Source organism: Candidatus Liberibacter brunswickensis (assembly GCF_036858155.1).
Classification (GTDB): Bacteria; Pseudomonadota; Alphaproteobacteria; order Rhizobiales; family Rhizobiaceae; genus Liberibacter; species Liberibacter brunswickensis.
The window spans coordinates 1-24,832 of the sequence record NZ_JAAEJX010000010.1 but is presented as its reverse complement, the minus strand read 5'-3'; the positions used below and the strand labels follow the sequence as shown (position 1 = coordinate 24,832).

The window sequence follows — 24,832 nt, the reverse complement described above, 5'->3', positions numbered from 1 at the left end:
AACACTTCCTTTTTAACGCTTGATATTTCCGACACGACGAATTTTCTTCTGCAATAAAAGAACGCCATAAAGAAGAGCTTCTGCTGTAGGAGGGCATCCAGGAACATATATATCTACAGGAACAATACGATCACATCCTCGTACAACAGAGTATGAATAATGGTAATATCCACCTCCATTAGCACACGAACCCATAGAAATAACATAACGAGGCTCAGGCATCTGATCATATACCTTACGAAGAGCCGAAGCCATCTTATTAGTCAATGTACCAGCAACAATCATAACATCTGATTGCCTTGGCGAAGCACGCGGAGCAAAACCAAAACGCTCAAGATCATAACGGGGCATAGAAGCCTGCATCATTTCAACAGCACAACACGCCAACCCAAAAGTCATCCACATTAATGATCCAGTACGAGCCCAAGTCACCAATTGATCAACCGAGGTTACAAGGAAACCTTTATTAGACAAATCACTATTAATTTCAATAAAATTCGAGCTTTCCCTATCTGACGACAAGCCACAATTATGACCAAAAACGATCTTCTCATTAATCCTTTTCAATCCCATTCTAAAGCCCCTTTTTTCCACTCATAAATGAATCCAATAACCAAAATACCTAGAAATATCATCATAGAACAAAAACCCAACCAACTAATCCCTTTAAAACAAACTGCCCAAGGAAATAAAAAGGCGATCTCTAAGTCAAAAATGATAAACAAAACAGAGACTAGACAGAATCTAATATCAAATTTTACACGAGCATTATCAAAAGGATCAAAACCACACTCATAAGTAGATAATTTTTCCGAATCAGGAGATTTAACAGCAATAATAAAAGGAGAAATCATAAGAGATAGAACTATTGCAGATACAATAGCTATAAATACTATAATCGGCGCATAAGAAGTTAAAAAATCACCCATATTGAAAATTTCCACTATACAAAGTACGTAACAACACTAAACAAATTAATTATTGCAAAAATCACATAATATTGCATTAAAAAAATAATACGCTGCACGAAATAATCATTTATATGGCGCGAGTGACGGGGCTCGAACCCGTGACCTCCGGCGTGACAGGCCGGCGCTCTAACCAACTGAGCTACACCCGCTTAACTAGCAACATAAAATAGTCAAAAAAATAAGTGATGTCTATACTACTATATAATAAAAAATAAAAACAATATCACCAGGATTATCTACTACAATAATAGTATATAACACAACAAAAATAAATTAAGTCACAGAAAAATTATCAAAAAAGATACAGAAACTTTAATACATAACAAACCCTTATACAATCTACAAACATAGTAAAATAATTTATATAATTAAGAAAAACTTTATGTATTTTTTATCAACAAAAAAATACCCTATTTTTATTTTTTTATTTGCGAATATCAAAAAATTATTGTATCAGATTGTAGTTGAGGGCGATTAGCTCAGTGGTAGAGCGCCTCGTTTACACCGAGGATGTCGGGAGTTCGACTCTCTCATTGCCCACCATGATAAAAAGATAAATAATCATATTTATATATTCGTTGTAGCACTTGGATAGATTATTTTCTTATAGCGTTTTTCATTATTAAAATTGTTCTGACATAATCTCGCATTGTTGTTTTATATTTTTTTCCTATGTACCTAATTAGAAAAAGTTAATAAAGACAGGATATAAAAGTAAATCCTCAAAAAAAAATATATATTTATAATATATAATAATATTGTTTCTGCGAACTAATAAAAAAATTACTTTATTTTCAAGATCAAAAATAAAATGAACTTATTATACAAAATATACATTTATCTATATTTATAAAATAGATAAAATATGCCTTTTATATAGTGAAAAGAATTTTGCAATAATAAGAATAGAAAAATTATAAGTAATCAATTATATTTTCCCATAATAAAGGAGAGAAGATACTCCAAGAGTATCTTCTCTCCAATCGGTAAAATATATAGCGATAAGAAAATGATTTACATCATATCCATACCACCCATACCACCCATACCACCACCAGCAGGCATTTGAGGAGATGCTGTTTCTTCTTTTGGAAGATCAACAACAACTGCTTCGGTAATCAATAGCATAGATGAAACAGATGCAGCAAACTGTAGAGCATTACGGACAACCTTTACAGGATCAATGATACCCATTTCAAACATATCACCGAAAACACCTGTTTGAGCATTATACCCATAATTAACATTTTTATTTTCTTGTATTTTGCTAACAATAAGTGCAGCTTCATCACCCGCATTTTCAATGATCTGCCGACATGGATAAGAAAGAGTCTTGCGAATAATTTCTATACCTGCAGACTGGTCTTCATTATCACCCTTAACAGATAAGGCCTGAGCAGCACGAACAAGAGCAAGACCACCACCTGCAACAATACCTTCATCAGATGCAGCACGTGTAGCATCAAGTGAATCCTGATAGCGATCTTTTTTCTCACTTAAAGCTGCTTCTGTTACATCTCCAACTTCTATAACAGCAACACCACCAGCCAACTTAGCTAGACGCTCTTTAAGTTTATCACGATCATAATCTGATTTAGTTTCCTCAATAGACCTTTGAATTTCGCTAACACGAGATTTCACTTTTTCCGGAGAACCATTTCCACCAACGATTGTTGTCTCATCTTTAGTCATAACAATTTTTTTAGCAGAACCTAAATCAGCAAGCGTAACTTTCTCAAGTTTAAGCCCAACTTCATCAGAAATAACAGTAGCACCAACCAAAACAGCAATATCCTGAAGCATTGCTTTACGACGATCACCAAAAGCAGGTGTTTTAGTTCCAATAACTGATAGGTTACAACGTAATCTATTAACAACAAGAGTTGCCAAAGCATCCCCTTCTATATCTTCAGCAATAATACATAGAGGTCTACCAGATTGAGCTACACTTTCAAGTATTGGAATAAGAGGTTGAAGAGCTGATATTTTCTTATCGTAAAGTAAAATATATGGGTTCTCAGCTTCAGCTGTCATTCTTTCTGAATTGGTCACAAAGTAAGGAGAGATATAACCCCTATCAAATTGCATACCTTTAACAACCCTAACCTCAGTAGTAGCTGTTTTAGATTGATCAATAGTGATAATTCCATGTGGACCTATTTTTTCCATTGCATAAGCAATCTGTTCACCAATATCTTTATCACCATTAGCAGAAATAGTTGCTACCTGGATAATTTCTTCACGACTTCCAACTTTCTTATGATTTACCTTGAGATAATCGACAACTTCTTGAACAGCGAGATTGATACCACGTCTTATATCCATAGGATTAAGACCAGCGGCAACGTATTTTCGACCTTCATTAATAATTGCTTGAGCAAGACAAGTAGCAGTAGTTGTACCATCCCCTGAATTATCTTCCGCATTAGTCGCTACATCCCGTATCATACGAGCACCGACTTCATGAAAAGGATTTTTAAAACTTATACTTTTAGCAACACTCACACCATCCTTAGTAACACGAGGAGCACCAAAGGAATTAGCGATCACAACACAACGCCCCTTAGGACCAAGAGTACATTTAACAGCATCAGCAAGCATATTAACGCCATATGCAACACTGTCTCGAGCACTCATACCCAACTTAATGTCTTTAGCAGCCATAGACTAAAACTCCTAGATTCTATATAAAATCAAATAATCTAAAGGGATCCATAAGATCCCATCATCTCTAAAATATTATTTATTTATCTTTTTTTTCTCATTAACAACGACACCTATGATATCTGATTCCTGCATCACAAGATATTCATCGTCTCCCCCAAGATTTATTTCTGTCCCAGACCATTTACCAAAAAGCACGACATCACCTGGTTTTACTTCTGGTTCTATCACTTTTCCTGACTGATCTAGAACACCATTACCAACCCACATAACTTCACCACCACAAGCAGAAGGCTTTTCAGAGACAGTAGGAGGTATTATAAGACCACTTTCTGTCATTGTTTCACTTTGAAGACGGCGTACAACCACACGACCTCTTGACGGACGCAAATATCGTTTATCCACCATATCTAAACTCCTACATTAATAACAAAAAAACTAAATCAACAACGACTTCCAAATAAATCTTCGCTATTGCACCACCCTACAAAAACGAGTGCTAGCAATAATCATCTAGGAATAAACCATTGCGAAGTCAAGAGGAGCAATAATAATAAAAGAACTCATTGCATAATAAATGCGATCAAAGAACAAATTGACAAACAAATATAAAACTGAATATCGGTTATTGTAGATGTGCTTGCAAATAAAGGAATACAAATGACGAAAGAAATCGCATCTTTATGCACAATTTTACCATATTATGATATTATTCTTTGTGATGTATGGGGCGTAATTCATGATGGGAAAAAAATTTTTCACAACAGCATTTATGCTTTACAGAAAGCACGTGCAAACGGTTTAAAAGTAATATTGTTAACTAATTCCCCACGTCTATCTTCAAACGTTGTTTTACAAATAAAATCATTTGAACCAATACCTAAATTCTGGGATGATATTATAACTTCTGGAGACTTAACACATACCCTGATAAAAGAGGAATCACTAGATATTTTTTTTATAGGCCCTAAAAGAGATTATACTCTACTTGAAAATCTCAAAGTTAAAATATCAGATGAGAAATCTGCAAAAAAAATAATATGCACTGGCCTCTATAATGATGAAACAGAAAAACCCGAAGAATATATTACACTTTTAGATCGTTTTGCCCATCGACATATCCCTTTTATATGTGCTAATCCAGATATTTATGCTAGTCGTGGTAATAAAATTATTCCTTGTGCTGGAGCATTAGCACTAATTTATCAAGGAATGAATGGAATAGTTAAAATGGTAGGGAAACCCCATTTGCCTATCTACGAAATGGCATTTAAAAAAATATCCACTTTATGCAAATCATTAAACAAAAGACGAGTACTTGCTATCGGAGATGGTATAGAAACCGATATAAAAGGAGCCCTTCAATTTGGAATAGATGCATTATATGTAAGCGAAGGCATTCATAGAAATGAATACTTATCAAATAATAATACTAACGAAAAAATGCTACAAATTTTCTTTTCTAAAAGAAATTTGCATCCTAATTGGTGGATTAGGAAATTAAAATAATATAAGAAGGACAACTATGCACGTTTTCCATAACATTGAAATTAATCAAACATTACCCAATCACTTAAAAGGAGGAGTGGTTGTCATCGGTAATTTCGATGGAATACATCTCGGACATAACTTTATATTAAAACACGCAATTAAAATAGCTAATGGATCTCCTAGTATAGTTCTATCATTTAATCCTCATCCTCGTAATATTCTATACTCTTCTTCTCCAATTTTTACATTAACACAACCCTCAATTCAGGAAAAAATATTAGAAAATATGGGATTTTCTGCACTAATTAGATATAAATTTACTTTAGAAACCGCCAATTATTCCGCCGAACAATTTATACAAAAAATATTAGTAGAATGGCTCAAAATAAGCAAAGTTATTATAGGAACTAAGTTCTGTTTCGGTAAAAATCGCTCTGGAAACGAAAATATATTGAAAAAAAATGGAGAAAAATACGGTTTTAATACTATTTCCATTGATGAATTACGTGATAAAAATTCTCAAATAGTGTCTTCAAGCAATATTAGAACTGCACTAACACAAGGGCGGATAACTGATGCAAATCACCTGCTCGGATATCGTTTTACTATTGAAGCACCCGTAACTCATGGAAAAAAAATCGGACGCACCATAGGATTTCCTACAGCTAATATGAAACTGTCACCTGAAATCTTACTAAAAGAAGGAGTATATGCAATCCGCTTCCGCATACAAGACAAAACATCTTATGATGGAATTGCAAACTTTGGTAGAAATCCAACAATAATATCAAATGGCCCTCTTATATTAGAGAGTTTTATCTTTGACTTTTCTAAAGAAATATACGGACAAATATGTAGTGTTTCATTCTTTGATTACTTGCGAGAAGAAATCAAATTTAAAGATCTACAAGAGTTAAAAAAACATACAGAACAAGATGAAAAAAAAACAAGAAAAATACTCAATAATTCTCATCCATTAAGCGAAATAGATCGCATAATATGCTTCTAATATTATAACCTTTTGTTTAAATAAATTATTCATGATAAAAATATTAAAAATAATAGGACATCATCAAAATAATAAAAATTTTTATATTCTCGATGATAATTGCTCTTTTATTTTAATATGCTATCCTTATTATGATCTCTTAATTAAAAGGAAAATTTCTTTATGTATTTGCGTTTTTCTTATAAAACTTTACTATTACTCACTTTTACTACCCAATATCTAATATTATTCTGCTATGAAATACCTGCTTGTCCAAAAAATATGTTAGAGGAGTCAAAAGAAATAACCAGCAGTGAAAAGAAGAAAAAAACTTCAATTCATAGTAAAAGGAACCACGATACAATCAATTCATCTAATAAAGAAGACATGAATAAAAATATTTCTCTTAAAAAAACAAAAGATATAGTAGATGCTTTTCCTCTTCCTAATCCACCTATCAAATATTATAAGTTCTAATTTCTAGAATAATAATAATGTCTTAGTAATAAAAAAATTTAATATAATTAGGGAATTTTGCCTCATTTAATAATGGCATATTTCTAATTAACGAGGGAAAATGATATAATAAAAAAATATTATCATAGTTTAGTATGGAATAACAAATTTGTTAAATTTACTATATCTTATAATACTAGACAAATAACACTTAATATATTAAAATAAGATATAACGTTAATTAAATGGTTATTATGTGGGTGATTAGCTCAGTGGTAGAGCAGCTGACTCTTAATCAGCCGGTCGCTGGTTCGAACCCTGCATCACCCACCAATTTATTTAAAAATTATTTTTTGTTCATATTCATAGATTAATCTTGATTATTACTATCAAAACCTTCGTAATACTTTAGCTTTTATTATTTATCTTAATAGATAATTATAGTTCTACAGGCTTGTAAGCATATGTTAAAATAATAAACAACTTCATAGTAATAACAATAATAATATATTAATATTTATTACTGCTATTATTAACCTTGAATTAAAAATAAAGTTTAATATAATAAATTAAAAAAAATACATGCTATATTATATGAATCAACATAGACAAACCCAATCCTACGAATATCTTATTACTGATTAAGAATAGGAAAAAATTATGAAATATATAATTACTAGCAACGTTAAGTACACAAAAATTTATGCATTTTTATTATTCTTTTTATTCGGAGGAATAACAAGTCTTAATTCTATTCTTATACCAAAACTACAAAACAGCTTTTCTCTTACATATTTTCAAGCAATGCTCGTTGAAACAGTTTTTTTTTCATGTTATTTCTTTTTCTCCATACCATCTGGTATGTTTATTCAGCGATACGGTTACATGAAAGGCATCTGCATAGGATTACTGATTATGTCTTTAGGATGCATACTTTTTATAACCACTACTCAAGTTACGACATTTTCAGCTTTTTTATTTCCCTTATGCATCTTAGCAGTAGGAGTTGTAATAATCCAAGTCGCTTTAAACCCTCTTATTTCTCTTCTTGGCCCCCCTGAAACAGCAGCTAGTAGATTGACTTTTGCACAATCTTTCAATTCTTTAGGAACAGTTGTTTTCCCTTATATAGGATCCATATTAATATTAAGAAATCTTACGAGTTCAAATTCATCAATGTCATCGGATGCTATTATAGTATACAGGGAAAATACAGCATACATTATATCACAAATATATTTAGTGCTTGCAGCTATCATTCTTTTTGTTACTTTTTTATGCTGGAAACAAAGAACTATTCTTGCCGATTATAGAGAAGAATCCACAGACTTTTCCAAAATGCTAAATATATTAGCAAGCCCTAGATTTACAATAGGAACAATTTGTATATTCCTTTACGTTGGAGCAGAAGTAGCTATTGGTAGTATTATGGTAAACTATCTAATGCGCCAAGATACACTATCATTAGAAGGGATATCTGCTGGTCAGCATACCTCAATGTATTGGGGTAGTGCAATGATTGGTCGTTTAATAGGATACTGGATACTATCACGTTTTTCTACAGAAAAAATCCTATTTTCATTTGCAACAACAGCATTTTCATTGATCATGATTTCCTCTTATACTACTGGATTTATATCAGGATGGTCTATAATAGCAGTTGGCCTATGCAATTCTATTATGTTTCCAACAATATTTTCCCTAGCAATTTTTAAACTAAAAGACAGAGTCTCTGAAGCATCAGGAATAATATGTACAAGCATATCAGGAGGTGTAATTATACCTTTGATTTTTGGACATATTACGGATATTGTAGGCATAAGGGAAGCTTTTTTTATACCAGCTATATGTTATATTATCATTGCTTCATACGGTATGTTATGCTTTTACAAGAAAAATAATTTTTAGAGAAAGAAATAAAATATATCATAAACTTCTCACAAAAAGGGATTGACGCATAACTTGACGTCGTAGAGGTATCATTTTTTTCAAAACATGAAATGTTCCAACACGCAACAGATGTAAAAGAGGATATTGTGCGAATAATGATCTATTAAATAAATCTATGCCTATCATCCTCTTAAGAATATCCACACTACGCATAGAATGATAACGATTTCCTATATCCCCAAAAGAAATCTTATCGCTTTGAATCAAGCTCAATAAAACGATAACATCTTGAATAGATAAATTAAAACCTTGTCCATATATCGGAGGAAACGCATGAGCAGATTCTCCAGCTAGTACTAACCTATTCTTGCCAAAACAATTCGACATCATACCTGATAATTGAAAGCTTTGCACATCTGTTATAACTTCAATCTTTCCAACTACAGGATAAAGATACTGTTCAAGCCTACGAGATATTTCATGCGCAGGTAGCTTATGATAAAAATCTGCCTCTTGATCTTCCATCATCCATACCAAGCTAGAACAATTTCCCCGTAAAGGAATTTGAGTAACAGTTCCTAGATGCTTATGAAGCTCTACACATAAACCATTATGAGGCATAGAATGATGAAAATTTAAAACAAGTGCTTTTTGTGGATAAGACCATTTTTTTTCTCCGCAAGACATTTGTCTACGAATAGATGAATTTCGACCATCACTACCAACAATAAATTTACCAATAATTTTTTGCCCTGTAGAAAGAGTCAATGTAATATCTTTATCTCTTATTTGCAGATCATCAGCTAGAGCATCAAAACAATGAATTAAAGATTCATGAGAAATCTTCTTTTTCATAACTTCTATAAATGGATAATTAGGAATATTATATCCAAACGCATCTAGACCAATTTCAGAAGAATCGAATACAGAATCTGGAGCCGTGATAAAACGATCTGTTCTATCAACTAATTTAAAAGAAGATACTGGTTCTGCAAAATTTTGAATAGAATCCCATATATTAAGTTCTTTTAAAAATCCAACTCCTTCATCCATAACCATAGTAGTGCGCAAATCATTAAAATTAGATACAGGAGAAACAAGAGCTGTTAACAAACCCTTTTTAGCAGCACCAATCGCGGCAATAGAACCGACAAGACCACTACCGACAATAATCACATCAAAATGATTCATCTCACTATACCTTCACTTGAAATTATTTTTTTTGCTATCTCAAATACATATACCGATAATGCCAACAATGTATTATTGTATATCTTCTGGATTATGTTGACTAGTAGGTAAAAACGAAATAATAATGATTGCTATAATATCTCTTGAATTAATAGAATCCCCGTATAGTAACGTTCAATGATCGTAAAAATGAATTATAAAAATTTTCCACATAAACGTGTTAGAGCATTTTCAGTTCATATCTTTACAGCTTTTGGATCTTTCGTTGCTTTTCTTGGTGTCACGGCAGCATCTCAGTATAGAATCGTTGATATGTTCTGGTGGCTAGGATTAGCTCTTATTATAGATGGATTTGATGGTCCTATAGCTCGTAAGATGCGCGTAAAGGAAGTTCTTCCTAATTGGTCTGGAGATACTCTTGATAATATTATTGATTATTTAACATATGTTATTCTTCCTGCTTTTGCATTATACCAGAGTAATAAGTTAGGAAGTAGCGGATCATCTATTGCCGCAGGAATGATTGTTATATCAGGTGCCATTTATTATGCTTATACAAACATAAAGACAGAAGAAAACTTCTTTTCTGGATTTCCAGCAGCATGGAATATGATTGTGTTTTTTATAATATCAACTGACGCAAGCATTCTTATATCATCAATAATTATTACAACATCAGTTGTTCTAACATTCGTTCCAATTAATTTCTTACATCCAATCCGAGTTGTTAGATTACGTCCTATTAATATTTTCGTATTCTTTTGCTGGTGTGCTTTGGGATTCTATGCATTAACATCAAATTTTCAGGTATCCCGCTTGTTCTGTTTTGTTTTTAGCTTATGCGGAATTTACTTGTATAGCATAGGTGCAATACTACAAATTTTTCCTAACCTTGGAAGAAAAATAAAGCTTAACAACAAAATATAAGTAATAATTTCTCCCAAAATATATCAATAACGGATAGTTATTTTTTAAATATTTTAGAGAAAAAATTAAAATATAAAATCACTAAAAGTGTTAATTTTTTAGATTTATTATTTAATAGAATGTATATAATTACCATTCTAGATAAAATATTATATTTATTTGATAATTTTAATGGCTGGGATGCCTGGATTCGAACCAGGGATCGCGGTACCAAAAACCACTGCCTTGCCACTTGGCTACATCCCAATTAAACAATCTTATGGTAACCTTATACTATATTATAGAACTTAAGATCAACGAATACGTATCAATAATTATATAATATTTTGATCTAATATCTTATATACAGCAATAACATCGTGTTTTGTAAAAGTATTTTCATTATCCATATTATTTTCTTATATATGTTATTATTTATTGAAAAAAACTATTTATAGCAACTTATAAAAAACCAAGATTTAACAATATTATAAATTATTTTTTCACTTTTATTATGGAGAAAATTAAATATTAATTTTTCTAACTAATTTTTACGTTTTTAACAGGCAAAATCATACCTTATTATCTTTACAATAAATATTATATTTTAAATTAAAATTAAAATTTAAATTCCTACGATAGACCAAAACGCAATAAATCCAAAAAGTGAATGATACCTATAACTCTTTGATTATTATCCAAAACCATAAGAACAGAAATATTATGTTGTTGTAAAAGTTGCATTGCAACTGTTAAAAGGGTGTCTTCTAAAATAAACTTAGGAGTTTTTGTCATAACATCTTCAACAGTAAGCAAATTTAGATCTCTTTGAAAGTTTCTGAATATATCTCCCTCAGTCACGATTCCCTTTAATTTTTTATCTTCATCAACAACAGCCACACAGCCAAATCTTTTTTTTGAAATAACATGAATAGAGTCTACTAAAGACGAGTTTATATTCACAATAGGAAGTCTCTCACCATAATGCATTACTTCTGAAGCACGAATAAACAATGATCCTAACTTACCACCTGGATGCAAGGTATGAAAATCTTTTTCTGTAAAATTACGCGATTTCATAAGAGCCATAGCTAAAGCATCTCCTATTGCCAATTGCATAATAGTAGAAGTAGTTGGAGCTAAACCATGTGGGCATGATTCTAATTCTTTCGGCAATTGTAAAACGATATCTGCATGCAATGCCAAAACTGATTTTCTTTCAGAGGTAATAGCAATTAATGGAATAGAAAATCTACGAGCATGACATAAAATAGCCTTTAATTCATTACTTTCCCCACTCCATGATAAAGCAATAATCAAATCATCTTTTGTAATCATACCGAGATCACCGTGATTTGCTTCAGCAGCATGTACAAAAAAAGAAGGAGTTCCTGTAGAAGAAAATGTGGAAGCTAATTTTAAACCAATATGACCACTTTTGCCAATTCCAGTAATAATAACACGTCCTTTGATATTATTGATGCTTTCTACGGCACGAATAAAATGAGAAGACAATTCTCCTCTCAAAGATAACTCTAAAGAACATAATCCTTTTTTCTCTGCTATAACACATTGAAGAGCAGATTTAATAGCTGAATTTTCCATAAGGAAATTACCTTTTCTAATAAAATATATAAAACGAAGAAAATATCTAATAATTGTACTAAAAAATTTAAAATTCATTATATATCTTAATTTTAATATTTATTTTTCAATATAAGGTAACAATTTACATCTTTCTTATTTAATTATTTTTTTATTATACTAATTACAATTTAGATAAAATATTAATTATAGAATGAAATAACTTTTTATAATCGTCCAGACATTTTCCCAAATCCTTCAATCATAGCTTCTTGGGATTCAATCTTATGGATTTGAATATGAATTTCATTCAAGATAGACATCAAAAGAGCAGTTTTTTTTTCTTCTCCATTTGCAGTTACTTGTGCTATTTGCTTTTCTATCTCTTCTTTTTGACGCGACAATAACCGAAAACGTTTATATAATGATAGAGCTTGTTGATAACCTTGTCTAACATCTACAATATGTGCTTCAGAAGTTGCACTCCAAAGTCCTGCTTCTCGAACTTGTTTATCAAGATTTTTTAATAATTCACCAAAACCACGTGCACAAAGTCTTTCATTTATTACTTGATGCGAAAAATCTTTTTGTAAAAAAAAATCACTAAATAAAAAAGACCACATTTTTTGTAATTCGCTATTATCATAGCAAATATCAGATAATTCTTGATATTGTTCTTGCAAAATATTTGGATGATTAATCAAAGTTAATAATAGCGCAGCTTCGCGCAAAGATGGTTTTTTAGAAAATTTGCCTTTTACAAGAGAAGACTGCATTAATCTTTGAGAAGGTCCTTTTTTATCTCTATATCTTTCATTTTTTTTCCAATATTGACTTAAATAATATGATTCCTTAGTCTTCTTAAACAAAGAATAAAGGCGATCTCGAATTACTTGAAAATAATAATATCGTAATTTTTTATCTTTAATATGATCAATACAGCTTTTAAGGCGTATCTCTAATTCAGCTCGCTCATCAGGAGTATCAAAAGAACGATGTTCTGTTTCACGCTTCCAAAGCATATCAACCAATGGCAATGATTCCAAAACCAATTTTTCAAAAGCTACTTTACCATGGAATCGCACAAAACTATCGGGATCCTCTCCTCCTGACAATAAAACAAAACTAACTCTTTTCCCAGGAATTAAGTTATATAATACAAGATCAACAGCTCTATATGATGCACGCAAACCAGGATCATCACCATCAAAACATAATACTACACGAGAAGACAGCTTCCATAGAAGAAGTAATTGATATTCTGTTAAAGCAGTACCTAGAGAAGATACAACATTTTTTATGCCAGCCTGATATAAAGAAAGAACATCCATATAACCTTCTACAAGCAAAATGAAGGAAGAACTCTTCCATTGCAAATCTTGTCTTGTTGATTTTTGAAGATAATTAAAAGCTCCGCAAAAATTATAAAGATTTTTTCCTTTATGAAAAAGAATTGTCTCTGGTGAATTAAGATACTTAACATTATCATCTTTTGAAAGAGTGCGTCCTCCAAAAGCAATAACTTTTCCTTTAGAAGAAAAGATAGGAAAAATAAGACGATTTCGAAACCTATCATAAGAAATAGTTATATTATCTCCATGAATCAAAAGGCCTGCTTCAATTATTTTTTCATGAGGGAAACATTCTTGCAGTAAATATTCCTTTAAATAATCACGATTATCTGGAGCATATCCTAATTTAAATGTCTCTATAGCATGAGAATTTATGCCACGTTTATCTAGATAAGAACGCAAATGCTTGTTATTATTGTTTTTCAAAGAACGGTGAAAAAAATCAGCAGCTGTTTCCATAAGATGTATTAAGCCAGTCTGAATTTTTTCTGTTTTATCTATTTTAGAATCAAAAACTGGTAATGTAACACCTACTATCACAGCTAATTTTTGTACAGATTCGACAAAAGAACATCCAAATAATGCTGATAAAAAAGACAGATGATCACCTGTTGCATGACAACTAAAACAATAATAGATCCCTTTTCTATCAATACAATGAAAGCTTGGTGTTTTTTCCTTATGAAAAGGACAACAAGCCCAATAATCACCTTTTACCGCATTAGTCTTTTTTCGATCCCAATCAACATACTTACCAATTAAAATGGAAATAGGAATACGAATAAGAAGATCTTTTATAAAATCACGCGAATAGTTCATATTTTTATCTGCTTATATGGAATTTAATTATCATTAATTATATTTATGAATACGGCATATTTAAAGTAGAATTATCATTTTAATACTTGAACCACTTTTGTTATACCTGGAATATGTTTAAGATCAAAGGCAATTTCAGGCGATATATAATATTGATCCATAGTTACTTCTATTTCAATTTTTCCTTGTAACTTAATGAAAATAAGGCCTATTTTTCCTATTTTATCATAATTTTTAATTTTTCGACTTTGAAAATATTTATGAATTTCTTCAAGGGAACTGCGATCTTGAATATATATTTTCAAAGAATCCAACATTTCCTTAGATTCCTCTTCCAAAGATCTAACGTAGGACAAACGAACAGAATCTCTTTTGAATGATGGCTTACCTTCTGAAGAAATCATGATAATGTATGCTTTTTTTTCTCTCAATAAAAATGTTTTTTGTCCTTCTATTGATTCATATTGTTCTTTCAAAGAAGGATCATTTTCAGTTTCTTGCAAGTTAATTTCCATCATATGATCAAAACAATCCTCAATACATAAAAAATCGTCCTCTTTATCTTTGTATTTATTTTTGTATTTATTTTCTCGTTTAGGGAAAAAAACTGCCTCATATTCATTATCTGGTTCAGAAAAAGTAACCCATCCTATTCTAGATCCTTTTCGCGTTTTCTTTTGCTCTTTATTCATTACAACAGCAGCTAATCGGATGGAATCATTTTCTTCTTTTAAATTAGCAATACCTTCTTCATATCCCTTAATATCCAATTTTTGTAATATTGTCTTATATACATCAAGTGGATGTCCTGAAAGATAGAAACCTAATACCCTTAGTTCATTTTCAAATCTTTCAGAAGAATTTTCAACCGAGAATTCTTCCAAAGTTATTTTGTCGTGAAACTTGTGCTTTCCATCAGAAAAAATATTTTCTTGTTCATTCATACGATTTTTTTCAATCCACTGAGAATACTTTTGAATATTATCAATAGATTGCAACAATTGCTTACGATTATATCCAAAACAATCCAAAGCTCCTGCAAATATTAAACTCTCTAATACTCGACGATTTAATTGTTTTGAATCAATTCTTGAACAAAAATCTTCTAAACTATCGAATTGTTTATCTTCACGTGCTTTCATTATATGACGTGCTGTTATTGTTCCAACGCCTTTTATAGCCCCCAAAGAATAGTAAATACAATTTACACCTACTTCAAAATTTACACACGAAGTTCTAACAGATGGAGGAATAATTTTAATATTAAACTGATGTGCATCCTTACAAAATTTTTTAATTTTTTCTACATTATCCATTTCTATAGTCATAGAAACAGCTAAAAATTCAACAGGATAATGTGCTTTTATCCATGCAGTTCGGTAAGAAATAACCGCATAGGCAGCTGCATGAGACTTATTAAATCCATAATCTGCAAATTTTGCTAAGTCTTCAAAAATACGAGTAGCATCTTTTTCGCTTATATTATTTTTTCTTGCTCCAGAAATGAAACGCTCTTTTTGTTGATCCATTTCTGTTTTTATTTTTTTCCCCATTGCACGTCGTAAAACATCTGCTTCACTGAGAGAATATCCAGAAAGTATTTGAGCTATTTGCATAACTTGTTCTTGATAAATAATAACTCCCTGCGTTTCTTTTAGAATTGGATCGATTAATGGATGAATAGAATCTATTACTACTTTCTTGTTTTTTCGATTATTATAAACTTCAATATTATCAATTGGGCCTGGACGATACAATGAGACAAGAGCGATTATATCTTCAATACAATCTGGTTGCATACCTTCCAACGCTTGACGCATTCCAGAACTTTCCAACTGGAATATTCCCAATGTACCTTTTTCAGTTAAAAGATTATATGTTTTACAATCATCAAAAGGAATCAGTGAAAAATCAATTTTTATTCCCCTTTTAAATAATAAATCAATGCATTTTTGCAATAACGTCAAAGTCTTAAGACCTAGAAAATCAAACTTAACTAAACCTGCTTTTTCAACCCATTTCATATTGAATTGTGTTACTGGGAGATTAGATCTTACATCACGATACATGGGTATTAATTTTGATAATGGACGATCTCCTATCACAATACCCGCTGCATGAGTTGAAGTGTGTCGATATAATCCTTCTAATTTTAGAGAAATTTCAATAAGATGCTTTACCAAATCATCCTCTGAAATTTCTTCTCGCAAACGAGAATCCTCCTCTACAGCTTGCTTAAGGGAAACAGGATGTGCTGGATTATTTGGTATTAACTTACAAATACGATTAACTTTAGAATACGGAATTTGCAAAGCACGACCTACATCACGCAATGCCGCTCTAGCTTGTAAAGATCCAAAAGTAATAATCTGAGCTACTCGTTCATGTCCATATTTATCTTGCACATATCGAATAACTTCATCACGTCGATCTTGACAAAAATCAATATCAAAATCAGGCATAGACATACGATCTGGATTTAAAAATCTCTCAAAAAGAAGAGAAAAACGTAAAGGATCAATGTCAGTAATTGTCAAAGCATAAGCAACAACAGATCCTGCTCCTGAACCTCGTCCAGGACCTACTGGAATGTTATGTTTTTTAGCCCATTGTATAAAATCAGCCACAATCAAGAAATATCCTGAAAATCTCATACGTGCAATAATATCCAACTCATAATCAAGACGTTGTCTATAATCTTGCACATTATATCCCTTTGCTATACCTTGAGAAAGACGAATTTCTAAACCTTTCATCGCCTTATTGCGTAATTCACTTTCTTCTACTAATTCAATATTATCACATTCTTGTTCAATAAAACGTGGTAAAATTGGCTTATGTAATTGAAGTATAAAAGAACATCTACGAGCAATTTCTATTGTATTTTCAAGCGCTTCTGGCAAATCAGAAAACATAGAAATCATCTCAGAACGACTTTTCAAGTAGTGATCAGAAGTAACTTGCGGACGATCGTCTTGAGATATAAAAGTTGAATGAGCAATTGCCATCAAGACATCATGTGCTTCGTAATCTTCTTCAGATAGAAAAAGACAATTATTAGTTGCTACTAATGGTAGTTCATGATTATAAGCCAACTGAATCACTTGACTTTCACGATAGCGATCATAACCCTTGTGACGATTTAAGCTAACATATAGACGATTACCAAAAAGATTCTTAAAGGTAAGGATTCGTTCTTCTGCTATTTGAGGATTGTTTAATAAAAAGGCTCTATCTATCGGACCAGAACTACCACCTGTCAACATAATCAAGCCTTCTGTACCTATTTCTTGCAACCAAGATAAACAAATACGGACAGATTCCTTACCTTGATCTTTGAGATACATACGACTTACAAGCTCAATTAATTTTTTATATCCCTCATCAGTGGATGCTAGAAGTATAATTGAAGGAACATTTGGAAAAAATAACCGGTCTTGATTGTGCATTGTTAAGATATCTTGCATATCAATATCTAGTTGACAGCCTATAATAGGCTGAATACCAGCTGAACAAGCTTTTTGAGAAAACTCTAATGCACCAAAAAGATTGTTCGTATCAGTTATAGCAATGGCAGGTTGTTGATCATTGAAAGTTTTATCTAAAATATTATTTAAAGAAATAGCTCCTTCTAACAATGAATAAGATGAATGTACTTGTAAATGTATGAAACCAGGTGATTTTTCTATATTTTTCGACGAAGTAAATTCCTTTTTTTGTGAATGTTCACTAATAAAAACCATCTCTTTAAAAAGAAATCCTAAAATTATACTGCATTAAAAGATTTATAACATACATAAATTAGTATCCACGAAGATTCCATATGAAATCCATTGCTATTTATTTTTAGGGGAAAATACATCTATGATATCAAGCAATATTTAGTAATAAGTATTACTAATAAATAACTAAGATTACTATAAAGATATGTTTTAATTCTCTAAGCAAGCATTTATTTTTTTCGTACTAAATTACGTAGTTCGCGAATGATAGGTTCAATAGCCTCATCCGGATTACTAAACCAATCTACCGACCAAATACGTCTAGTACGCCATCCCATACGCTCTAAAACTTCTTTTCGTAAACAATCTCTATCGCGTGCAGATTTTGCGGAATTATATACATCACCATCACATTCGATACCCATCAAATAATATCCCGGATTATTTGGATCATATACAGCTACATCAATGGAAAACCCCATATTTCCCAATTTAGAATCACAAGAAAAACCAGCTTTTTCAAGTTCTTTTATAACAGATACAGAAAAATCATTATCATTATCTTTATTTTTATTTTTTGTTTTAAGAGAATGCTCCATATATCCTGTTTCAGCAAAATGTAGAAAATCACGCATTACTCGAACGCCAAGATTCGAATCTTCATCCACCCTTACATCTAAATACCTCATCGTACTGAAAACATCTATACGTTTTCTTGCACGGGTAAATAGTACATTAAGACGCCTCCATCCAACATCTGAATTAATAGGACCAAAACGTTGGAAAATACGCCCACCTGGCTCATTTGGGCCATAGGTAAATGATATAAAAATTCTATCCCTCTCATCTCCTTGAACATTTTCTAAATTTTTGACGAAGAAAGGATCTTCATGCATACGCAACTTACTAATAGCATTGCCTACTTCACTATCTTTACTACATAATTTATTAATTGCGCTTTCAATAAGATAACGTTGTTTAGCATTCATTGCTATAACTCCCAAAGACTCTCCAGGATTCTTTAGAGCATGATCTTTTACAGCAAGCGCAATAATTCTAGCTTCTTCAGGATTACCTTGATCAACTGTCACACCATTTTTTACATGAGTAAATCCAATCCCATATCCATCAACTTTAATACACGGAGAAGGGAATACAACAAGGCTATTATCATAAAAATAGTAATTTGAACAAGCAATAAGATTTTCATTAAGTGATCTATAATGCCACTGCAAACGACGCATAGAAAATAGAGGCAACAATGCATCTAGAATACTCTCTGTCTGACTAACTGCCGCAACTTCTTCATCATAACCTTCTTGATCATCTTCATAATCAAAAAATCTAGTAGGAGGCAACTGTTTTGGATCCCCTACAACAACGATTTGTTCTCCACGAGCAATAACCCCCAAAGCATCTTCTGGCTTAATTTGAGAGGATTCATCCATAATCACAAGATCAAACTTGATATCCTTAGGTTCCAGATAATAAGCCACGGACATAGGACTCATCATAAAACAAGGCTTTAACTGAAGCATGGAATTTTTAGCACGAGAAATCAACTGTCTAATAGGTATATTCCTAGATTTCTTCCCCAATTCACTGCGAATCAAAGATAGCTCAGTGTACTCAGATTTAAGCCCTCCAGAAATCCCTTGAGGGATTTTCTGATTGCCAATTACACTAGCAATACGCTGTCTTTGGAGAATCTGTAATCGCTTGTCATATTCATAAAATCTATCTTGTTTTGTAGAAAATTGAACAGAAGAATAATGCATTAAATGTTGTTTTTCAGTCAAAATCTCACGAGAAAGCTGATTATATATAGCCGCTAGTAAGCTAGATTCTAAATAACTAACACTAAGAGTATTATTAAAAACAGATTCTTGAATTACCTTTAAACCATTGTCCCGCATATCTTTGACCATATGGATTAAATTAATCCATCCATTCAACCAACGTGGTTTCTTAATAGCCTCCAAATTACGCGCAATCAATGAATCAAGATCACCATTACAACGTGCTGTCCATTGTGCCATATCTAATTGCGTATTTTCTACAAAATATTCTTGTTTTTTAATCTGTTTCTGCCAAATCATTCTCAATTTTTTAGAATCTTTTATAAAATCATTATAGGCAGATCGATCATCAATATGATTGATTCCTTGGATTAATTCATCTAAAAGAACATTTTCTTTTATAGAGTTTCTAAATTCCAAAGTACTATTGATAATAGATAAAAATTGACTATTCTCCTTACTATTTCCATCAAAAACGATTGGTTTAATTTCTTCTCCAAAAAAATCTTTAATTGATGAGGATTCTTCCAATGAAAAATTTCTCTGCTGTATTTGATGAAGATTTATACTCAAATCTTGAACCTCTCTTAAAGGCATATCACTATCTTTAAAACAATTTTTCCAATGATCAAAAGCATTAGATAATTTTTTAATCAAAGAATCAAAAATATTACCTTCTCCAACAAAAATAGAAGAAATATTATTTAAATCTTTTTGTTTAGATAAAAGTTTCTCAAGATCCTGAATATTCTGAAGAACTTCGGTTATTTTTTTACTTAATTCTTCACTATGAAGTTTTTGAATTCTTTTAAAAAGTTGGCTATCTAACATTAAAAAGCGATTAATGAGATCTTTATCTAAACCAACATTTTCCTTACGAATTTGATGAACCTTGCGATACCAAGCTCTTATATTTTTTAATGCTAATATATCAGTCGATAATCCTTGATAATGCTCTCCTAGCGTATTGTAAAAATTCCTTTTCTCAAGCTTTTCTTTTTCAATTACGAACTGATAAGCATTTGGTAATTGGTGATATAATTTTTTCCACGAAATACTAGGATTCTTTGCTAAACTAAGAAGAGATGCTTTAGCCTGTTTCCACTGTTTACTGAAAGAAGAAAATAATCCTGATGAGTGAAGTACCTTATTAAGGTTGTGTAAAAATTTTGAATCTGGAAGTTTTTTTATATTAAAAATATCTTCTATAGATTTATTAAGATTATTTAAAGAATCCAATCTTTCAAATAGCTCCTCTAATACAGAATCTATACTGCTTTCATTGAAAAAATCATCTCTCAAACGCAACAGCGATATCGGCAACTCAGATGATAATTCCATAAGCAAAACAGCATTTTTAAAACCTTGGCGATTAGGAACAATCTTCTGCGAAAAAGCTAAAGGCAAACATTGCATCAATTCTGAAAAACATTCCCAATACTTTTCGCACGATACCATTATCTTCTGCAACGAAGAGATAATATTACTTACATCTTTGAAAGAACTATCTGGACTAATACCAAATTCTTCGCATAAATCAGGGAAAACTAGTATACATTTGCAACTTTTTAAATCATCTATTATTTTAGGTAATAGATAAATTTTGATATGATTGAAATCATCTCGCAAGCGATTAAAATCTATAATCCACTTATTAATAGACTCTACAGAAGAATCTTCTAATTTTTTAAATGTCTTAAAACAAGTTAGTCGAGGCAAAGTAGGTAAATTGTCAACTGAATTTACTAACTTTTCTTGCCAACATAATAACTGATTACTTTTACATTCAATACCATATCTATTTAAAAAAATCTCAAGATATTTCTTAAATTCAACAAGAGCAGACTGCCAATTATTTAAAGAAGAAAGAGCATAATTATAATTAAGTATATGAACATCAGAACTATTAACACCATACCAAGGATGGTTCATCAATTCCATACTGTCACCCGCTTGTTTATGAAATTCTACAATAACATCCTTAAAAGACTTTACTTGATCTTCTAAACGCGAACGAAACAAACGGTCTGCATTTTCTCCTGACAATCCCTCTATATGCAATTGAGCAGGATCTAATGGCAAACCATGACGATATCTAACAGCCCCCATCAAAATTTGATGAATACTTAACTCAGTATTTTTCCAAATTTGATTAATTTCTTGAGCATATTTATTTAATTGATCTTTTAATTCTTCATAGCGTGTAACTTCAACATCAATTTCTTTGGAAAGTACCTTTTTATTTCCTCTATTATCAATACATTTACGAAGATCATCAAGAACAGCACGTTTATGTGCCTTATGACTATGTAATTCTAAACAGAAATCTCCTAAACCAGTCTTTTCTAAACGTCTTTTAACCACTTCAATAGCAGCCATTTTTTGAGCACAAAATAATACTTTTTTACCATGTAACATTGCCGTAGCAATAATATTAGTAATAGTTTGTGATTTTCCTGTTCCTGGAGGTCCTTCTATGACTAAATTTTTACCATTTATCACATCAATCAAAGCACTATGCTGAGAACTATCAGAATTATCAATCAAAGGAAAACGATGATGAATATCAGCTATCTCATCAATTTTATATTCCATATTCTGATTAGAAGATTCACTTTCTTTATCATGATCAAGTGATTGTGCAACGAAAAGACGCTGTATAATATCATGATTTAGAATATTATCTTCTCCTTCTGGCCAACGTATAGGATCAAGATCAAGACACATCAACATTTTACTAAAGTTTAATAATCCTAATACACCATAACGACGTACCGACCAATGTGATTTGCTTTCTTCTATAATTTTTTGAATTTGCAAAAAATAATCTTCTGGCCACATACCCTCTTCAATTGGCGGCAATATAATGCCAAAATCACTTTGCAGTTTTTCTTTCAGTGAAAAATTAAGAAGAATTTCTTCGCACGTATAACGCAATTGATATTGAGTAAGACATGGTTGCGAAGTAGAATTTCTCTTTTCTAATACAACAGGAATCGTAAAAAGAGGTGCTAATCGCGGATTATCATAATCATCTATTTCATACCATTCAAGAAAACCTAAAACGACATACAGTATAGAAGTACCAGTTTCTTTTATAGAACTCTGTGATTTTTCGCTTATTAATCGTAATACGTTTTCTAATTTATCTTGAAAATAAGCTGTTTGTATTTGATTGTCTTTCAAAATATTCTGAAAAAAAGGTGCTTTTAAAGGCTTATTATCTTTAATTGCGCGTTCTAAGTCTTCTATGTCTAAATAACCATAGTTCCTTATGATAGAATTCAATTTCTGTAAGCTAATCTCTGTTTTACTCTCTATCATGCTTATATCTATGGCACCATTAGAGTTCTTTATATTATCAGCTATTAAATCTCTTACTTGTTTAAGAATAATGTAATTTTGTTCTTCATCATTAAAACTATATTCTACAGGCAAATCATAATTAATGCTAAATCCTAACTTTTCAATCCAAACATCTTCATCTATAGAATGATACTTATTAGTATCTAAAAAACCATGTGCTTTAGCTTGTTTTTTAGTTGGCATAGGAAGTGGCATGAATTGCATTACTTCTTCTCTAAAAATTTGCTGATATAACTGATTAGGAGATGTGTTAAAAATACGTAGTACAGATTGTTGATCTATGCTAAAATTCAGTAGTTTATTATTCATACTACGATCGAAAAGTTTACGACGCATATCATCAAGACATTGACGTACATGTTTTCTTTTATAATTATCCATCAAAAAATTTCCTGCCTATGTGTATTCATTACAAGCACATTCAAATACATAGGAATAAAAAAATAGGCCCTTTACATTACTTGATTAATTAATTTTCCTCATAAATGATTTGCTAACATACCTATATCTAATTAACAAATTAAACCGCAAAGAAATCATTTTCATGTAGCAATACATTTTTTTAGATATCTTTCTACTAAGATCCAAATAGTATTGTACATTCTATATTTTAATAAAAATAAACTTATTAAGGTTAATAGATTCAATTTTTTATAACTTATAACTATATTAGTAAGTAAATTATGAAAAATAACAATTTTTTATTTTATTAATTAATTCTATAAGTATAAAAATAATTTTTATGTCAATAATATTTATTAAAATCTTTTCAATAAAATTAAATACGAATAAATATTAAATAAAATTAGTTATTGAGAAAAAAATAATTTATAAATAAAGCAATAATTAAATTTTATTTATATAACAAACGTATTCCTTATTTTTCTTTTGTGCTATAATTTTTATGAGATAAAAATAAAGTATAATTGGGAAAATAAAATGGATTCTCCTGAAGATTCAAAAACAAATAAGAATAAACGCTCTGTCAAAAAAACAATTCCTTTGGAAAGTGACTTTCTTTATATAAAAAATGATTTAAGGGATATAAAAATCGATATACGAGAATTTCGTGCTGATATCTATAGCGAATTACATGAAGCAAGCTCTGTTTATACTTTATTAAAAAATGGAAATATAAGGGCATTTTCATCAATACAAATGTTAAGAGATTTAATTGAAGATAGTATCGAACATAATAATAATAAGATAGAAGAAATAAAAAAAAGAATACATAAAACTCAATTTATTTTGATTAGTTCTATGATAATAATCATTTTAATTAACTTAATAATACTAATAAAATAAAATATATAAAAAATTTTATATTATATAATTAATTAGAGATAAATTAAAAAAAAATACTTTTTTTATCTTGCCTTAAAAATCTATTGTAAAATTATCAAATTAAATAATTTTTAAACACCTATTGGGATATTTATATTATAAATAACACAATTTGGATTATTCTTAGTTACCATTATTTTATTATAAATAATGCAAAAATAAACAATTAATAAATGATTGAAGATAGAGAAACCAACAATTTCAATTACAAGCAATATATAATTTTCTTAAAAATTATCATTAATTTTATATTTTTTAAATAATAAAATTATAAAATATAAGAAAAAAC

15 protein-coding genes and 4 tRNA genes are annotated in these 24,832 nt (G+C 30.7%); 8 read left to right on the top strand and 11 right to left on the bottom strand.

Annotated elements, in window-relative coordinates:
- Positions 1 to 12 precede the first annotated feature (12 nt).
- From GY664_RS03685 to GY664_RS03675, 3 genes are all read right to left on the bottom strand, one after another.
- Positions 13 to 573 (bottom strand): NuoB/complex I 20 kDa subunit family protein, encoded by a 561-nt coding sequence (locus GY664_RS03685; protein ID WP_333948120.1) that lies wholly within the window; start codon positions 571 to 573, stop codon positions 13 to 15.
- Positions 564 to 929, bottom strand: a complete 366-nt coding sequence (locus tag GY664_RS03680; protein WP_333948119.1) for an NADH-quinone oxidoreductase subunit A — start codon at positions 927 to 929, stop codon at positions 564 to 566. Before GY664_RS03680 ends, GY664_RS03685 begins: the two co-directional genes overlap by 10 nt.
- Positions 930 to 1,043: 114 nt before the next feature.
- Positions 1,044 to 1,120 (bottom strand) — tRNA-Asp (locus GY664_RS03675).
- A 319-nt stretch (positions 1,121 to 1,439) separates the two neighbouring features.
- On the opposite strand from GY664_RS03675, the gene GY664_RS03670 reads away from it, so the two are divergent.
- Positions 1,440 to 1,514, top strand: a tRNA-Val gene (locus GY664_RS03670).
- A 471-nt stretch (positions 1,515 to 1,985) separates the two neighbouring features.
- Here the strand turns inward: GY664_RS03670 and groL are convergent.
- Together groL and GY664_RS03660 are read right to left on the bottom strand one after the other, a co-directional pair.
- Positions 1,986 to 3,635 carry a chaperonin GroEL gene (gene groL, locus GY664_RS03665; RefSeq protein WP_333948118.1) on the bottom strand — a complete coding sequence of 550 codons (1,650 nt, stop codon included), beginning with the start codon at positions 3,633 to 3,635 and terminating at the stop codon, positions 1,986 to 1,988.
- Between the two features lie 75 nt (positions 3,636 to 3,710).
- Positions 3,711 to 4,043 (bottom strand): co-chaperone GroES, encoded by a 333-nt coding sequence (locus GY664_RS03660; RefSeq protein WP_333948117.1) that lies wholly within the window; start codon positions 4,041 to 4,043, stop codon positions 3,711 to 3,713.
- Between the two features lie 252 nt (positions 4,044 to 4,295).
- Here GY664_RS03660 and GY664_RS03655 point away from each other — a divergent pair, with 252 nt between their 5' ends.
- From GY664_RS03655 to GY664_RS03635, 5 genes are all read left to right on the top strand, one after another.
- On the top strand, positions 4,296 to 5,144 hold the full coding sequence (locus tag GY664_RS03655) for a TIGR01459 family HAD-type hydrolase (RefSeq protein WP_333948116.1): 849 nt from the start codon (positions 4,296 to 4,298) through the stop codon (positions 5,142 to 5,144).
- A 16-nt stretch (positions 5,145 to 5,160) separates the two neighbouring features.
- Positions 5,161 to 6,135 carry a bifunctional riboflavin kinase/FAD synthetase gene (locus tag GY664_RS03650; protein WP_333948115.1) on the top strand — a complete coding sequence of 325 codons (975 nt, stop codon included), beginning with the start codon at positions 5,161 to 5,163 and terminating at the stop codon, positions 6,133 to 6,135.
- A gap of 162 nt (positions 6,136 to 6,297) precedes the next feature.
- On the top strand, positions 6,298 to 6,591 hold the full coding sequence (locus tag GY664_RS03645) for a hypothetical protein (protein WP_333948114.1): 294 nt from the start codon (positions 6,298 to 6,300) through the stop codon (positions 6,589 to 6,591).
- A gap of 237 nt (positions 6,592 to 6,828) precedes the next feature.
- Positions 6,829 to 6,903, top strand: a tRNA-Lys gene (locus GY664_RS03640).
- 327 nt (positions 6,904 to 7,230) lie between these two features.
- Positions 7,231 to 8,478, top strand: a complete 1,248-nt coding sequence (locus GY664_RS03635; protein WP_333948113.1) for a sugar MFS transporter — start codon at positions 7,231 to 7,233, stop codon at positions 8,476 to 8,478.
- 18 nt (positions 8,479 to 8,496) lie between these two features.
- Here GY664_RS03635 and GY664_RS03630 read toward each other — a convergent pair whose 3' ends face one another.
- Entirely contained in the window at positions 8,497 to 9,651 is a 1,155-nt protein-coding gene (locus tag GY664_RS03630) for an FAD-dependent monooxygenase (RefSeq protein ID WP_333948112.1), read from the bottom strand.
- Between the two features lie 189 nt (positions 9,652 to 9,840).
- Between GY664_RS03630 and GY664_RS03625 the strand changes: the two genes are divergently transcribed.
- Positions 9,841 to 10,578: a CDP-alcohol phosphatidyltransferase family protein gene (locus GY664_RS03625; RefSeq protein ID WP_408612132.1), complete on the top strand. Its 738-nt coding sequence runs from the start codon at positions 9,841 to 9,843 to the stop codon at positions 10,576 to 10,578.
- A gap of 172 nt (positions 10,579 to 10,750) precedes the next feature.
- Here the strand turns inward: GY664_RS03625 and GY664_RS03620 are convergent.
- The 5 genes from GY664_RS03620 to GY664_RS03600 form a co-directional block, all read right to left on the bottom strand.
- Positions 10,751 to 10,824: transfer RNA gene (locus tag GY664_RS03620), tRNA-Gln, on the bottom strand.
- 366 nt (positions 10,825 to 11,190) lie between these two features.
- The gene (locus GY664_RS03615) at positions 11,191 to 12,162 is read right to left on the bottom strand and encodes a KpsF/GutQ family sugar-phosphate isomerase (RefSeq protein ID WP_333948111.1); all 972 of its coding nucleotides are present in this window, start codon (positions 12,160 to 12,162) and stop codon (positions 11,191 to 11,193) included.
- 206 nt (positions 12,163 to 12,368) lie between these two features.
- Positions 12,369 to 14,312: a DNA primase gene (gene dnaG / locus GY664_RS03610; RefSeq protein ID WP_333948110.1), complete on the bottom strand. Its 1,944-nt coding sequence runs from the start codon at positions 14,310 to 14,312 to the stop codon at positions 12,369 to 12,371.
- 74 nt (positions 14,313 to 14,386) lie between these two features.
- Entirely contained in the window at positions 14,387 to 18,055 is a 3,669-nt protein-coding gene (gene dnaE / locus GY664_RS03605; RefSeq protein ID WP_333948109.1) for a DNA polymerase III subunit alpha, read from the bottom strand.
- 209 nt (positions 18,056 to 18,264) lie between these two features.
- On the bottom strand, positions 18,265 to 23,580 hold the full coding sequence (locus tag GY664_RS03600) for a DUF4011 domain-containing protein (RefSeq protein WP_333948108.1): 5,316 nt from the start codon (positions 23,578 to 23,580) through the stop codon (positions 18,265 to 18,267).
- A 558-nt stretch (positions 23,581 to 24,138) separates the two neighbouring features.
- Between GY664_RS03600 and GY664_RS03595 the strand changes: the two genes are divergently transcribed.
- Entirely contained in the window at positions 24,139 to 24,504 is a 366-nt protein-coding gene (locus GY664_RS03595; RefSeq protein WP_333948107.1) for a hypothetical protein, read from the top strand.
- Positions 24,505 to 24,832: the final 328 nt, after the last annotated feature.